This window comes from Sphingomonas panni (genome assembly GCF_022664435.1).
Lineage (GTDB): Bacteria > Pseudomonadota > Alphaproteobacteria > Sphingomonadales > Sphingomonadaceae > Sphingomonas > Sphingomonas panni.
Genome location: NZ_JAKREU010000007.1, coordinates 49,400 through 63,934, shown reverse-complemented (window position 1 = coordinate 63,934; position 14,535 = coordinate 49,400). Strand labels below are relative to the sequence as shown.

Genomic DNA, 14,535 nt, shown 5'->3' with positions numbered 1-14,535 from the left:
TAATCGCGTTAGACTCGATGCAAAAATCCTTTAACGTGATGCATTAGGTTATTCTGATTATCGGGGGTGTCGTGTTTCACTGTTATAGACGCTTCCTTGCGCTTCCCGAGCGCCTCCGGTTCAAGCTTATTCCCCTGATTGCTCGCGCGCTTTTACAGTACGCTACTCACAAAACGAGAAAGGATGCAGCGGGGAAAGAGATAGCCACCATACTCGTCGATAACACTGTTTTAGATCTAGCTGTCACTCATGAAGGTAAATGGATTAAGCATAGTCGTGGGGGATATGTTGCGCGCGTTCCGGTGTATGGCCGAAAAAATAATTCCGAGCGTCATAGGCAGGCTAGCTACCTTGTAAGCTTAACTCATTTAGCTAGGTCCGGGGCAATAAAATTCTTCCAGTCTGCTGAATTAGAAGAAGAAAAATTTCGGCAGCCAGTAGGACGATATCGGGGGTATGGTTACGTCGATTATTCGCTATTTCAGGGCTTAGAAATCAAACCGATCGATGGTTGGGTTTTTTCGATGATCGGGCCAAGTTGGATGAAGCTGCCTTCTTTGCAGGATCAGCAGCGTAATCGTTTAAGACAATCAGATGATATGTTGTTCAAAAGATTGTATGATCTTTTGAAGCAGCAGCTCGGAGAGAAATGTAGCCAAGATGCGTGGCATATCCGTACGGCAGAACATTACGGATTGGGTTATTTTTTGACTTCGGATCGTTCATTGCTAAAAGCATGTAAAACTCTGTCAAAAAAAGAGCCTCTAAAATCATTAAAAGCTCGGGTAGTAAGCCCTGAAGAGCTAGGCGATATATTGGGTATTAAGCCTGTGAAGCCATACATATTAAGTTATAATGATGCCAGTTTCTTTGTACGTATGGATCATGCCATGCCCGGTGAACGCCGTCGAAAAGTAAGCGAATACCGATAAAAGATGGGTTCAAGCCACGCTAAATGGCCAATCGCTTTTAAACAAAAACGGCGCAGGGCCTTCGCCCTACGCCGCTAACGTCGGTCGGGTTGCACCCGCCGGCCGGTGTCCGCCGTCTCGCAGTTAGCGTTCGCTAACTGCGTGCGGACAGCAAGTCAGGCATTCGCCTTACTTGCTTCGTTCCACTTGCTCGAAATCCAGTTCGACCGGGGTCGCGCGTCCGAAGATCGACACGCTGACCTTCACCTTCGACTTGTCGAAGTCCAGTTCCTCGACCACGCCGTTGAAGCTCGCGAACGGGCCGTCCAGCACCTTGACCGAATCGCCGATCTCGAAATCGACCTTGATCTTCTGCTTGGTGGGCGAGGCGGCGGCCTCTTCCTTGCTGTTCAGCATCCGCGTGGCTTCCGCCTCGCTGATCGCCTGCGGCTTGCCCGACGATCCCAGGAAGCCGGTGACCTTCGGCGTGTTCTTGACGAGGTGGTAGACCTGGTCGCTCAGGTCAAGCTTCGCCAGCACGTAACCGGGCATGAACTTGCGCTCGGACTGCACCTTCTTGCCGCGACGGACTTCGGTCACATTCTCGGTCGGGACCTCGATCGCCTCGACGGCGTGGTCGAGGCCGAGGCGCGTCGCTTCGGACAGGATCGAATCGCGGACCTTGCCCTCGAACCCGGAATAGGCGTGAATGATGTACCAGCGCGACATGGTTGTCCTTAAAGCTATTTCGGGAAGGCGTGGGTTACTGGGCGAGCTTCAGCAGGCCCTTGACGATCGCGTCGAACGCCGAATCCACGCCGAGGAAGAAGATCGCCAGCAGCGAGGTCATGATGACGACCATCACCGCGGTCATCACCGTTTCCTTGCGGGTCGGCCACGCCACCTTGGCGGTTTCGGCCCGGACCTGCCGCATGAATTCGACGGGGGTAACTTTCGCCACGTGCATGACCTTCATTATCGGTTCGACCGACCGCCGGACACAAGGCCCCGTCCGGTCCCTGTTGGGAACCGGCGCGGCCCATCCACGCTGTCGGATTGGGCATGGTATCTAGCGACTGCGCGAGCGGGAAGCAAGCGCGCGGGGGGCAGGGGCCGCGCAGCCGCTCCCACCACCCGCGACACGCGCCGCCGCCTGGCGCAGGTCGCCTCGACCCGCTCCGCCCCGAACGTCATCCCGGCAAAGGCGGGAGTCTCCTCGTGATAGTACGCGGCACGAGTCGCCCGACGCCCCGGACGGCTGCCTGCAGCGCGATCCGCGCCGGTCAGAACCGATAGCCGAACCCGGCCACCGCATGACGCCGGTCGAAGTTCAGCCCCTCGTAGATCCGGTCCTTCGTCCGGAAGTTGGTCGCGACCAGTTCGGCCTTCACATATGCCCCGCGGCCGACCCCGAACTCGCCACCCAGCCCGAAATTCATGCCGGCATAGGTTTCGGTGGTCTTGTCGACGCCGAACGCGAATTCCAGCGGCATCGACGCATAGCCGACCTTGCCATAGAGTTGTGCCTGCTCCCCGACCTTCACCCCCAGCCGGACGCCGCCGCCCAGCTCACCCTTCGCCCGCTGGCACACCTCGATCGACAGCCCGACATCGTCGCATCTTTTGGTCGTCGTCCCGGCATAGCCCGCATAGGCGCCCAGCAGCACCCGGCTGCCGATCGCGACGTCATACCCGATCTCGCCGCCATAGCGGATGCCGTCGGCGCCATCATAATATTTGGTGTCGCCCTCGACGCTGTTGACCTCCAGCCGGTCATACCCGCCCTGCACCTCGACCCGGAACCCGGTCATCGCGTCGCGATACGTGACCTCGTCGCCGGTGCCATAGGGATCGAACGGCTTGTCCTGCGCGAACGCCGGCGTCGCACCCGTCAATGCCGCGATCGCCGCGACTATCGTCAATTTCATGTCAGTCCCCCCTTGGACGCGACTGCCGCGTCGGGGGAGGCTGATGGCCGATCAGTCGTTTCGTGCCGGTTACGATTTCCGGAATCGTATCCGAAATGGTTACAACAAGCTGATCGCCGCGAAGCCGCCGACCAGCGCCACGACCAGCAGGATGCCGATCAGCGTCAGCCGCTTCTCGATGAACTCCTGCACCGGTGCGCCATATTTCTTGAGCAGGAACGCGATCAGGAAGAAACGGAACGCGCGGGTGATCGTCGCGGTGAGGACGAACAGCGCGAAGTTGAACTTGGCGAGGCCCGACGCGATCGTGACCAGCTTGAACGGGATCGGCGTCAATCCTTTCAGCAGGATGATCGCCGCGCCATATTCGGCGAAGCCCGCCTGGAACTTCGCCGCCTTGTCCTCCAACCCGTACAGGTTGATGACCCACGCGCCGACCGTGTCCCACAGGAAATAGCCGATGGCATAGCCGACCATGCCGCCCAGCACCGACGCGATCGTGCAGATCGCCGCGATCTGATACGCGCGGCTGCGATGCTGCAGGATGACCGGCACCAGCACGACATCGGGCGGGATCGGAAAGAACGAGCTTTCGCAGAACGACACGACAGCCAGGCTGCGCACCGCATGGCGATGATTGGCGAGGCGGAGCGTCCAGTCGTACAGCGCGCGAAACATCGTCGTCGAATCCAGTCCATCGGTTGCGGGGATCGGCGCGGCGGCGCGCTGGCACGAGTGGAGGGATTCGAACCCCCGGCCCTCGGTTTTGGAGACCGATGCTCTACCAGCTGAGCTACACTCGTGTGCGGACGCGGCCTCTATCCCGGTCGAACCGGAAGGGCAAGGCCAAATCCGGGATAGGGAAGCGCGGCGCTGTAGGAAAGCGAAAAATCAGGCCGCGATGGCGTAGGGCTTGATCTCGCCCTCGAGGTACAATTTGCGCGCCTTGGCCCGGCTGAGCTTGCCCGACGACGTGCGGGGCAGGGTGCGCGGCGGGACCAGTTCGATGACGCAGTTCATGCCGGTAACCGACCGTACCCGCTCGCGAATTTCCTCGCGCAGCCGCTGGCGCTCACCCTCGTCCGACGCGCGGCACTGCACCAGCACGGCGGGCGTTTCCTCGCCGCCGGGCGTGGTGATCGCGAAGGCGGCAATATCGCCGGCCTTGAACCCGGGCAGCTGCTCGACCGCCCATTCAATGTCCTGCGGCCAGTGATTCTTGCCGTTGACGATGATCATGTCCTTGGCCCGACCGACGATATATACATATCCGTCAGACAGATAGCCCATGTCCCCGGTGTCCAGCCACCCGTCGACCATGCACGCCGCGGTCGCTTCCGGATCACGGAAATAGCCGCTCATCAACGACGGCCCCTTGCACCAGACCTTTCCGATCGCGCGCTCGGGCAGGGGGGTGCCGTCCTCCTCGCGGATTTCGACCGCCATGTCCTTCACCGGCTTCCCGCAATTGACGATCGCGCGATACCGCTGCGGTCGGTCGGCGCGGCCGGTGCCGCCGGAAAGTTCGGTTTCTTCAACCAGTTCGACGATGATCCCTTCGCCCGGCGGCATGATCGCCACCGCCAGCGTCGCCTCGGCAAGGCCATAGGACGGCAGGAACGCCGATGCCTTGAACCCGGCATCGGCGAAGGCGTCGACGAACGACTGCATCACGTCGGGCCGGATCATGTCCGCGCCATTGCCGGCAAGGCGCCAGCGCGACAGGTCGAACCGGTCCGCCGCCTTGGTCTGGCTCGACATGCGCCGCGCGCAAATGTCGTAGCCGAAGGTCGGCGAGTAGGAAATCGAATTGCCGGCGTTGCGGGTGATGAGGTCGAGCCACGCCAGCGGACGGCGGGCAAAATCCTCTGTTTTCAGATAGTCGGTCGATACCTGGTTGGCGACGACCGACAGGAAGCAGCCGACCAGCCCCATGTCGTGATACCAGGGCAGCCACGAAATGCAGCGATCCTGCTCGACCAGCTGCATCCCATGGCTGTGCGCCGACAGGTTGTTCAGCAAGGCCGCATGGGTAATCTCGGTACCATGGGGAAAGCGGGTCGATCCGCTGCTATACTGCAGGTAGCAGATGTCGTCCGTCGACGCCTTGGGCAACTCGACCTCGGGGGCGTCTGCCGCCGAAAAGCTTTCCCAGTCAATGCCTTCGACGCCGGCGATCCGCGCGGCCTCACCCGCCATCGCTTCCAGTTCGGCCGGGTAGAACAACGTCTTCGGATCGCAGCTCGCCAGCTGGACGCGCAGCTGTTCGACATAGGCCTCGCGCCCGCCGAACGAGGTGGGCAGCGGCAGCGGCACCGGCCATGCGCCGGCATAGACGACGCCGAAGAACAGCGCCGCGAATTCCGGCCCCGTCTCGGCAATCAGCGCGATGCGGTCGTTCGGGCGCACGCCCTTCGCGATCAGGCGATAGGCCTGTTGCAGCGCATCCTCGCGCATTTCACGGAACGGGTAGGGGCGCTTGAGCGTGCCGCGCGCGTCGTGGAAGTTCAGCCCGCGCGTGCCCTGCGCCGCATAGTCCATCGCGTCGCCCAGCGTCGCGAAGTCGGCGAAGCGGCGCGGCAACGCGTCCACGGTCGGCGTCGCTTCCGGCGAAACTGCAACACTATCTTCAAGATTCGTCGTCATTCTTGTCCAACTCTCAGGCCCGTTCGCGCGATACGCGGCGTTCGAAGCATGTCGCCATAGCGGCAAAGGGCCGCGCGGCACAGTTGATTTCAAAATCGCCGCCCAGTGTGGCACAAACATGGCGCATGTCCCGAGACCCACGCCGTCCGCTGCCACCGCTCGACCAGCCCGCCCTGGAACGTGCCGCCTTACGCTATGTTGAACGCTATGCGACCACGCGGGCGAAGCTGGTCGCCTATCTCAACCGCAAGCTGCGCGAGCGCGGGGGCGAGGGACCGATCGATGTCGACGCGCTTGCCGACCGGATGGCGGAACTGCGCTATGTCGACGACCGTGCCTTTGCCGAGGCGCGGGTGGCGTCGATGACCCGGCGGGGACTTGGCGCGCGGCGCGTGCAGGAGGTATTGCGCCAGGCGGGCGTGGGCGCGGACGATGCCAGCGAATTTCGCGAGACATTGGAGGAGGGGGCGGAGGAAGCCGCGCTCGCTTTTGCCCGGCGCAAGCGGATCGGCCCCTTTGCGGCGGTGCCCGCCGAACGCGACCGGCGCGAGAAGCAGATCGGGGCGATGGTGCGGGCCGGCCATGCCCCCGCGCTCGCCCGGCGGATCGTCGGACTGGAGCCGTCCGACGACGATACGGGATGGGACAGCTGAAATGTAAAGAAATCGTCGCGTTCGCGAAACATCGTGATAGAGTGGGCGCAGGGGGAGCAAGCGACGATGCGTCTGGAAGCGCGAACGATTGCCGATGATTGCGTGACGGGGCAGGCGGGGCCGGCGCTGATGGCGGCTGCGCATGAGGAAGTGATCCCGGCGGTACGTGGCGCGATCAAATGGTTCGACGTCACGCGCGGTTTCGGTTTCGCGGTCGCCGACGATCCGGCGGTGGGTGACGTCCTCGTCCATTTTTCGGTGCTGGAGACGCATGGTCGCCGGACCCTGCCCGAAGGGGCAGTCATCACCTGCAACGCGGTACGCCGTTCGCGTGGCGTACAGGCGGTCGAGATCCTCGACATCGACCTGACGAGCGCGATCGAACCGGTTCGTCGCGCCGCCGACCGGCCCGACCGCATCGCGCTGGCGGATCAGGCGGGGCCGTTCGAACCGGTGACGGTCAAATGGTTCAACCGTCTGAAAGGCTATGGTTTCCTGGTCCGCGACGGCCAGCCGGGCGACGTGTTCGTCCATATGGAGACGCTGCGTCGCGGTGGGATCGAGGAGGTCGAGCCTGACCAGCGACTTGTCGCCCGCATCTTCGAGGGGCAGAAGGGGCCGTTGGCCGTGATGGTCGAAACGGGCGAGTAAAAGCGTGCGGATAGTGGGAATTTCGGGGTTTGCGGCGGTCGCGCTGCTGGCATCGCTCGGTGCGTGCAACGGCAAGGATCAGACGGGTGACGCGCCTGCGGCACTGGCGAAGACCGACCTGACCGTCACCACCGCCGACGGCACGGCACACCGCTTCACCGTGGAGGTTGCCGCCACCGAATCGCAGCAGCAGCAGGGGCTGATGTATCGCCCGCCGCTCGCGCCCGATGCCGGTATGTTGTTCGCACCCTATCCCCCCGACGGCGGGCCACCCAAGGTCGCGAATTTCTGGATGAAGAACACGCCAAGCCCGCTCGACATCCTGTTCATCCGCGCCGACCGGACGATCGCGACCGTCGCCGAAAACACCGTGCCCTTTTCCGAAGCGCCGGTGCCGTCGGGCGAACCGATCGCCGCCGTGCTGGAACTGGGCGGCGGGCGTGCGGCGGAACTGGGCATCGCGGCGGGCGACAAGGTGGCGTGGAAATGATCCACCCCATTGTCGTGCGCCTGGGCCTACGCTAAGCGGTCGCGCATGGGAATCCTCGCGAACGTCTTCACCTGGTGGAACGGTGCCACCTTCGGCACCTGGCTCGGTCTGCGCGGCAAGACGCAGGTCGGCACCGACGACCTCGGCAATGCCTATTATGAGGGCGGTCGCGACACGGCGGGCAACCCGCGCCGCTGGGTGATCTATTCGGGATCGAATGATTCGAGCCGCGTGCCCCCCGAATGGTTCAGCTGGCTGCACCATCAGATCGAAGGGACGCCCGACCAGTCGCTGCCGCCGGTGCGCCAGTGGCAGAAGCCGGCGGTCCCGAACCAGACCGGCACCGCGCTCGCCTATCGTCCGCCGGGCGTGCTGGACAAGGGCGGCGCCCGCGTGCGCGCCACCGGCGATTATGAGGCGTGGAGCCCCGACGCGTGAATTCGCGCCGCTGGCTGGCCGGGCTGGCGATTGCGGCCCTGCTGGCGGTCGGCGGCTGGTTCGGCTGGCAACGCTGGCAATCGCGACAGGCAACGACCGAGGGTTCGCGCGCGGAAGTCGCCGTACCCGAATCGGTCCGTCCGCGGGCCAATGCGCCCGAAGTCGTCAGCGTCGATGCCGGTCTCGACAGCAGCCTGCTGGCCGGGGCCACGCCGATGGCGCAGCGCGTCGCGGTCGTCGGGCTGCTGAACAAGCGTAACGGCGAAACCCGCGACCTGACGCTGAAGCCCGGACAGGCGGTGCGCGTCGGCGACGTGATCGTGCGCCTGCGCGCCTGCGAACGCACCGCGCCGTGGGAGCAGGAGCAATATACCGGCGCATTCGTGCAGATGGACGTACGCGGGACCGATACGAAGTGGCGGCGGGCCTTTTCGGGCTGGCTGTACAAGGAACGCCCGGCACTGAACGTCGTGCTGCACCCGATCTACGACGTGTGGCCCAAGAGCTGCACGATGTCCTTCCCGGAAACCGGCCCGGACACCGTGTCGGCCGGGGCAGGGGCGGCTGCTCCGGCGGGAAATGCCCCACGCCGGTCGAGCGCATCGAACGCCGCGGAAACCAGCCCGGTGCCCGCCGAATCGATCCCCAGCGCGTCGGACAACAGCGCCGAATAGACATCGCGCGGAATTTCGACCGCGCCCATCGTCGCCAGATGGTCGGTCTGGAACTGACAGTCGAGCAATCGAAATCCGCCGACCTTCAGCCGCGCGACCAGCCATGCCAGCGCGACCTTCAATGCGCTCGGCGCCCGGCTGACCATCGATTCGCCGAAAAATGCCTGTCCGAGCGCGAGGCCGTACAGGCCGCCGGCGAGCCGGTCGCCGTCCCACACCTCGACCGAGTGGGCGAATCCCATTTCGTGCAGCCGCAGGAAGGCCCGCTCGATCGTGCCGTTGATCCAGGTCTCGGGGCGATCCGACGCGCTTTCGGCGCACAGTTCGATGATTTCCTCGAACGCCACATCGGCGGTGACGCGGTAGCGATCGGAGGCGACCAGCTTCCGCAGCGACCGCGACAGATGGAACCCGTCGAGCGGTAGTATTCCGCGCAATTTCGGTTCCACCCAGTAGATGCCGGGCGCATCGCGGTCGTCGGCCATTGGAAAGATGCCGCTGGCATAGGCGCGCAGGACCGTCTGCGGGTCCAGATCGTAATCGGGTGCCATCGGGCGCACCCTATCGTGCCGTCACCCGCTGGCAACCGGTCATTCGCCGGCCAAATAGCGCGCGACCGGCTCGATCATGTTCTCGGGGATGCGGCGGGCGATGACCGGCATCGTCGCCTGGTCCTTGCGCGCGTCGACCACTTCCTTTTCCCCGCGCCAATGGCGCAACCGTTCGGCGATATAGACCGATCGCTGGCCGTCGATCACCGGGAAGCGCTTGGCCCCGGCGGCGTCGTGGCAGCTGCGGCAGGCGGGCAGTTGCTTGTCCGGCAGGCCGCGCTCGACGATCTGGCGCGCCGCCATATCGTTGTTGCCACCGCGCCCCGGCGCGATGCCGGGCATGGCGGCGAAGCGCTGCGCCAACGCCACGCGCTCTTCCGGCGTCAGCTGCGCGGCGGCATTGCCCATGACCGCGCTCTGGCGACGGCCGGTAGCATAAGCTTCCAGTGCGGCGGCAAGATAGGCCGGGTTCTGTCCGGCCAGGATCGGTATGTCACGCTGGCCCCGGCCCAGGCCGTCCTCGCCATGGCATCCGGCGCAGCTGTCGAACCGGCCATTCGCCGCGCCGAAGCCCTGCGCATTGCTGCCCGCCAGCACGCGATATTCGGCCGGAGTCATCGTCGGCAGTCGCCGGACGAAGGCGACCATGCGCTTGACCTCATCCGGGCGGTCCTTCGTCGCCCAGGCGGGCATTCCGCTGAACTTCACGCCATGTTCGAGGATCCAGAACAGCTGGCGATCGGTCCACTCCTTCGCATTCTTCGACAGATCGGGGGCGGGGGGCGTCGCGGCCTGCATCAGCGGCAGTGGGCGGACGCCCGGCGCACCGTGGCACGAGGCGCAGGACGACGCATAATAGCCTGCCGCGCTGACTAGGCCGCTATCGTCCTTGGCGTCCTTCGGCGTCGAGAATGCGGCACGGGTCTGCACCGAATTGCGCATCACCCAGTGCAGGAACCAGTCGGTGATCGCCCAATGCCCCGACGATGCCGCGACGTTGAACAGCCCCGACCATGCATAGGCCATGCCGAGCGCGAAGATGCCGAGCAGCGTCACGATCACGCGCTTCCAGGTGAGGCGGATGGTCATGGCGTCGGCTCCGGGTGGCGTAACAGGGTGGCGAGCAGGGCAAGGCCGCCGAGGAAATAGCTGGCCGCGCCGATCATCAGCATGACCACTCCGCCCAGTTGCTGGTCGGCAAGCGCATCGTGCATCCCATGCGCCATCGCCGGATAGAGCGGGCGCCGCGCGAGGCCGATCAGCGCGCCGAGCAGGGTCATGTGCATCGAGGTGAGCAGCAGCGCACCGACCCCTGCCGCCCGCCGGTCCGGCCCCGTTCCCAGCACGGCGGCCCAGAGCAGCCATCCGGCCAGCAGGAACATCGCCTGTTCGACGATCATCGCCGCCAGATGGGTGTCGGCCAGCATCCGAAGCGCGGGCAGGTGCCAGCCCCACACCGTCGCCAGCTCGACCAGCGACATCGCCAGCGGGGTAACGGTCTGCGGCCAGCGGCGGGCCGGATCGAACCGGCTGTCGGCAAGGCCGAAGGCGAGCAGCGGCGCGGCGATGGCGACGGCGATCATATGGCCGGCCATATGCCCGACCATTCCCGCCTGCGCCGCCGCCAGCCATCCGGCGGGGAGCAGCACGAGGCCGACGATCAGGCTCGCGCGTCTCACCGGCAATCCGTCAGGAACAGGACCGGCGCGGCGGTGAAGATCACGCCCACGAAGCTCAATGCCGCCAGCAACACCGTCGAAAAGGCGAGAAAGCGGATGCGGTCGCTGTCGGTGCCTTCCTCATGCGGCGGCGTGTCGCCCGGTACGCGCGACTGGAGATGCGCGACGATCCCCGCCGCGAGGATCAGCGCCAGCGCCACTAGGGTGCCGACCAGGTAGAGGATGGGAAAGCGCGGAAACCCGCCGACCTTCGCACAGTGGATCGCCGCCCACAGGTAGGAAAACAGGAAATGCACCGCCCACACCGTCGGCGGGACGATCAGCGACCAGAGCGTGACCTTCAGCTTGGCCACCATGCCGTGCAGCCCGCGCTTCATGCGACCCCCGGGAACAGGCCGATCGTCGCATAGGTGACGATGGCGGTGAGTGCCATGAAGTGCTGATAGACGGTGATATTGCGCAGGTCGGCATCATGCGTCGGCGTCATCCGGCCCGCGATGCTGCGCGCCAGCGTATAGCTCTGCATGATCGCACCGACGCCGGCATGGGCGGTGGTCCAGATCACCAGCACCCACACGATCGCGGGATAGCTGTGCAGTTCCGGGTCTAGCCCGGTGGTCATCGGTCCCTGCAACCCGGCCCAGATGCCGCCCAGGCTGGCGAGAATGCCGAGCGCCAGCAGCCCGCGTGCCGCCCCGACGCCGCCACGCTTGTTGCTCTCCCGCGCCGCCACGGTGGCGATCCAGCTGACCGCCGCGACGCCCAGCGCCACCATCGGCCAGAAGGTACCCGGCCCGTCCATCCCGGGGCCGGACGGCGGGAATTCGGGATGCACCGTCCAGAAGAAATAATAGCCGAAGACGAGGCCCGAAAAGGCGGTGGCATCGGCCATCATCGTGATGAACATCGCCCACCATCCGGGCGCTGCCGAGCCGGAGACATAAAGCGGCAATTCGATGCCGTGGCCGATCGGCTTGCAGGGCTTTTCGGGGATTTCGGCGGTGCCGGTCCACAGCCAGTAGAGGACGAAGCCGAGCGTCACGATCGCACCCGCCAGCGACCACCAATACAGGTGATAGGTGGTGAGGATGAATACGCTGCCGAGCGCAATCGCGGTCAGCATCGGTACCCAGCTGGGAGTACCCAGTCGCACGACATAGAGCGGACGTGCGTCGAGGACGGTGGTCACGATCGTCTCACGCCGGCCTTCTTCCGCATCGGGCAGGAAGAAGCGACCCTCGTCGACCTTCGCCACGAAATCCTTCTGGTCCCAGATCGGATAGCGGCTCTCGATCAACGGCACCGAACGGATGCCCCAATCCTCGTCATCGGGATGCGCCAGCCATTCGAGCGTGCCGGCGTTCCACGGATTGCGCACCGCCTTGGCCCGCCACGGCGAGCGGGCGAGGTCGATGCAGACGACCAGCGTGCCGAGCGCGAAAAGATAGGCACCCATCGTCGAGGCGAGGTTCAGATAATCGATGCCGAGTTCGCTGGGGTAGGTGAATACCCGGCGCGGCATCCCGTACAAGCCACTGAAATGCATTGGGAAGAAGGTCAGGTTCGCGCCGACGAACAGCATCCAGAAGGCGGTGCGACCCATGCGGTCGGACAATTTCTTGCCGGTAATCAGCGGCCAGTAATAATAGAGGCCGCCGAACAGCGGCAGCAGCGTGCCGCCGATCAGCACGTAATGCAGATGCGCCACGACGAAATAGGTATCGTGCGCCTGCCAGTCGAACGGCGCGATCGCGACCATCACGCCGGTCAGGCCACCGATGACGAAGATGGCGAGCGATCCGCTGGCATAGAGCAGCGGCGTCGACCACTTCACCTTCCCGGCCCACAAGGTCGCGATGAAGGCGAAAATCTGGATGCCGGTCGGGATCGCCACCGCTTCGGACGCGGCGGAGAAAAAGGCGAGACTGATCTTCGGCAGGCCGGTCGCGAACATGTGGTGGACCCACAGGCCGAACGACAGGAAGGCGGTGCCGACTGCTGCCAGCACGATCCACGGATAACCGAGCAGATGCCGCTGGGCAAAGGTCGGGATCATCATCGCGAACAGCGCGATCGACGGCAGGAAGACGATATAGACTTCCGGGTGGCCGAAAATCCAGAACAGGTGCTGCCACAGCAGCGGATCGCCGCCACGCGCCGCATCGAAGAACGGCCAGTTCAGCAACCGCTCCATTTCGAACAGCACGTCGCCCGCGATCAGCGGCGGGAAGGCGAACAGGATCATCACGGCGACGACCAGGATGTACCAGGCGTAGAGCGGCATCAGGTTGAGCCGCATCCCCGGCGGGCGGCACTTGAGCACGCCGACGATCAGTTCGACCGCTGCGGCGACCGACGACACCTCGATGAAGCTCAGCCCCAGCATCCAGATATCGGCACCCAGCCCGGACAGGTCGGTGCGGGTGGTGAGCGGCGGGTACATGAACCACCCGCCATCGGGCGCGGCGTTGAAGAAGATCGACCCGCCGACGAACACCCCGCCCAGCAGGAACGACCAGTAGCCGAAGGCGGACAGGCGCGGGAAGGGCAGGTCGCGCGCACCCAGCAGCTGGGGCAGCAGGATGATCGACACCGCCTCGAACATCGGGACGGCGAAGAGGAACATCATCATCGAGCCGTGCAGCGTGAACAGCTGGTTGAAGCTGTTCGCCGAGACGAGATCGTTTTCCGGCACCGCCAGCTGGGTGCGCATGATGAGCGCCAGCACGCCCGCGAACAGCATGAAGCCGAACGCGGTCAGCGTGTACCACGCGCCGACCCGGTTGTTGTTGCAGTCGGTCCAGCGCAGGAAAATGCCCTGCGGCGCCTTCCACACGGCACGCAGCCGTTCCTCCTGCGCGGCGCGGAGCGCGGGATCGTCTTGCGCGTGCAGGCTCATTTCAGGCTTTCCAGATAGGCGGCGATCGCCTGTGCGTCTTGGCGCGACAATTGTGGGTAGGCGGGCATTCGCGCGCCCGGTTTGACCGCGGGCGCATCAACGATGAAGCGGACCAGGGCGTCGCGGGTCATCGGCGTGGTGCCCGCGCCCAGCGACGTGCGGCTGCCGATATAAGTCAGGTCGGGGCCGATCTGCCCGGCGGCCGGCGTGCCGGCGATAGCGTGGCAACCGGTACAGCCATTGGCGGCAAAGGCACGCGCCCCGGCGGCGGTATCGGCGGCTGGCGCGGCAGGGCGGCGTTCGTTGGCGAGCCAGGCGTCGAACGCGGCCGGCTCCATCGCCACCACGTCGAACGCCATCAAGGCATGGCTGAGACCGCAGAATTCGGTGCAGACGCCACGGAACCGGCCGGCCTTGGTCGCCCGCACGACCAGCGTGTTGGTCCGGCCCGGAATCATGTCCATCTTGCCGGCAAGGCCGGGGATCCAGAAGCTGTGGATCACGTCGCCTGCGGTCAGGTCGAACTGTACGACGCGGCCGACGGGAATGCGGATTTCGTTGGCGGTGACGACCGGCGCGGCACCCGGCGGTTGATAGCGGACCCGCCACCAGAATTGCTCACCCTCCACCGCGATGCGCAGGTCGTTCCGTGCCACCGGCAGCGGCCGCATCGCGGGCAGGCTGTAGAGCAGCAGTCCCAGCAGCACGACGACGGGCAGCGCGCCGCCCAGCCAGCCGACCAGGCGCATCCCGCCCTTCAGCGTCAGTTTTCCCTCCGGCGCGCGCACGGCGGCGATCATCAGCGCGGCGACGCCGGCGGCGATCACGATCGCGCCGATCAGCATGACAACGGTCAGATGGCGGACGGTGGCGGCTTCGTCACCGAACACGTCGAGCGCCGACTGGTGACGGTTGCACGCCCCCAGCAGCAGCAACGCGGCTGCACCCACACTGGCTTTGACGCCGCGCATATTCCCCTTTCGCCCCGCGCCGGATTATACGGCACGCTAACGAA

At 64.9% G+C, this 14,535-nt stretch carries 16 protein-coding genes, 1 tRNA gene and 1 pseudogene; 6 read left to right on the top strand and 12 right to left on the bottom strand.

What is annotated here, in order from left to right:
- Positions 1–71: 71 nt before the first annotated feature.
- A complete protein-coding gene (locus MF609_RS13975; RefSeq protein ID WP_242416905.1) occupies positions 72–932 on the top strand; it encodes a hypothetical protein in 861 nt (286 codons plus the stop codon).
- A 168-nt stretch (positions 933–1,100) separates the two neighbouring features.
- On the opposite strand, the gene nusG is transcribed toward MF609_RS13975, so the two are convergent.
- From nusG to MF609_RS13945, 6 genes are all read right to left on the bottom strand, one after another.
- Positions 1,101–1,640: a transcription termination/antitermination protein NusG gene (gene nusG, locus MF609_RS13970; protein WP_055759843.1), complete on the bottom strand. Its 540-nt coding sequence runs from the start codon at positions 1,638–1,640 to the stop codon at positions 1,101–1,103.
- A 34-nt stretch (positions 1,641–1,674) separates the two neighbouring features.
- Positions 1,675–1,872 (bottom strand): preprotein translocase subunit SecE, encoded by a 198-nt coding sequence (gene secE, locus MF609_RS13965; RefSeq protein ID WP_242417080.1) that lies wholly within the window; start codon positions 1,870–1,872, stop codon positions 1,675–1,677.
- Positions 1,873–2,194: 322 nt separating this feature from the next.
- Positions 2,195–2,839 carry an outer membrane beta-barrel protein gene (locus MF609_RS13960; RefSeq protein WP_242416904.1) on the bottom strand — a complete coding sequence of 215 codons (645 nt, stop codon included), beginning with the start codon at positions 2,837–2,839 and terminating at the stop codon, positions 2,195–2,197.
- 99 nt (positions 2,840–2,938) lie between these two features.
- Positions 2,939–3,517 (bottom strand): YqaA family protein, encoded by a 579-nt coding sequence (locus MF609_RS13955; protein ID WP_242416903.1) that lies wholly within the window; start codon positions 3,515–3,517, stop codon positions 2,939–2,941.
- 49 nt (positions 3,518–3,566) lie between these two features.
- A tRNA-Trp gene (locus MF609_RS13950) sits at positions 3,567–3,642 on the bottom strand.
- An 88-nt stretch (positions 3,643–3,730) separates the two neighbouring features.
- Positions 3,731–5,485: a fatty acyl-AMP ligase gene (locus MF609_RS13945; protein ID WP_242416902.1), complete on the bottom strand. Its 1,755-nt coding sequence runs from the start codon at positions 5,483–5,485 to the stop codon at positions 3,731–3,733.
- A 125-nt stretch (positions 5,486–5,610) separates the two neighbouring features.
- Between MF609_RS13945 and MF609_RS13940 the strand changes: the two genes are divergently transcribed.
- The 5 genes and pseudogenes from MF609_RS13940 to MF609_RS13920 form a co-directional block, all read left to right on the top strand.
- Positions 5,611–6,138 carry a regulatory protein RecX gene (locus MF609_RS13940; protein WP_242416901.1) on the top strand — a complete coding sequence of 176 codons (528 nt, stop codon included), beginning with the start codon at positions 5,611–5,613 and terminating at the stop codon, positions 6,136–6,138.
- Positions 6,139–6,204: 66 nt separating this feature from the next.
- A complete protein-coding gene (locus tag MF609_RS13935) occupies positions 6,205–6,789 on the top strand; it encodes a cold shock domain-containing protein (RefSeq protein ID WP_419723106.1) in 585 nt (194 codons plus the stop codon).
- Between the two features lie 4 nt (positions 6,790–6,793).
- Complete coding sequence (locus MF609_RS13930) at positions 6,794–7,279, top strand: DUF192 domain-containing protein (protein ID WP_242416900.1); 486 nt, start codon at positions 6,794–6,796, stop codon at positions 7,277–7,279.
- 45 nt (positions 7,280–7,324) lie between these two features.
- Positions 7,325–7,717: an NADH:ubiquinone oxidoreductase subunit NDUFA12 gene (locus MF609_RS13925; protein WP_242416899.1), complete on the top strand. Its 393-nt coding sequence runs from the start codon at positions 7,325–7,327 to the stop codon at positions 7,715–7,717.
- Positions 7,718–7,932: 215 nt separating this feature from the next.
- A pseudogene (locus MF609_RS13920) lies at positions 7,933–8,166 on the top strand (DUF2155 domain-containing protein); the annotation flags it as partial.
- A gap of 35 nt (positions 8,167–8,201) precedes the next feature.
- Here the strand turns inward: MF609_RS13920 and aat are convergent.
- From aat to coxB, 6 genes are read right to left on the bottom strand one after another with little or no spacing between them, the layout of a single operon-like run.
- Positions 8,202–8,942, bottom strand: a complete 741-nt coding sequence (aat, locus tag MF609_RS13915) for a leucyl/phenylalanyl-tRNA--protein transferase (protein WP_242416898.1) — start codon at positions 8,940–8,942, stop codon at positions 8,202–8,204.
- A 39-nt stretch (positions 8,943–8,981) separates the two neighbouring features.
- On the bottom strand, positions 8,982–10,031 hold the full coding sequence (locus MF609_RS13910) for a c-type cytochrome (protein ID WP_242416897.1): 1,050 nt from the start codon (positions 10,029–10,031) through the stop codon (positions 8,982–8,984).
- Positions 10,028–10,621: a cytochrome c oxidase assembly protein gene (locus MF609_RS13905; protein WP_242416896.1), complete on the bottom strand. Its 594-nt coding sequence runs from the start codon at positions 10,619–10,621 to the stop codon at positions 10,028–10,030. The genes MF609_RS13910 and MF609_RS13905 overlap by 4 nt, the downstream gene beginning before the upstream one ends.
- Complete coding sequence (locus MF609_RS13900; protein ID WP_242416895.1) at positions 10,618–10,998, bottom strand: hypothetical protein; 381 nt, start codon at positions 10,996–10,998, stop codon at positions 10,618–10,620. The genes MF609_RS13905 and MF609_RS13900 overlap by 4 nt, the downstream gene beginning before the upstream one ends.
- Positions 10,995–13,520, bottom strand: coding sequence for a cbb3-type cytochrome c oxidase subunit I (locus MF609_RS13895; RefSeq protein ID WP_242416894.1), 2,526 nt, complete (start codon positions 13,518–13,520; stop codon positions 10,995–10,997). Before MF609_RS13895 ends, MF609_RS13900 begins: the two co-directional genes overlap by 4 nt.
- Positions 13,517–14,491: a cytochrome c oxidase subunit II gene (gene coxB, locus MF609_RS13890; protein ID WP_242416893.1), complete on the bottom strand. Its 975-nt coding sequence runs from the start codon at positions 14,489–14,491 to the stop codon at positions 13,517–13,519. The genes MF609_RS13895 and coxB overlap by 4 nt, the downstream gene beginning before the upstream one ends.
- Positions 14,492–14,535: the final 44 nt, after the last annotated feature.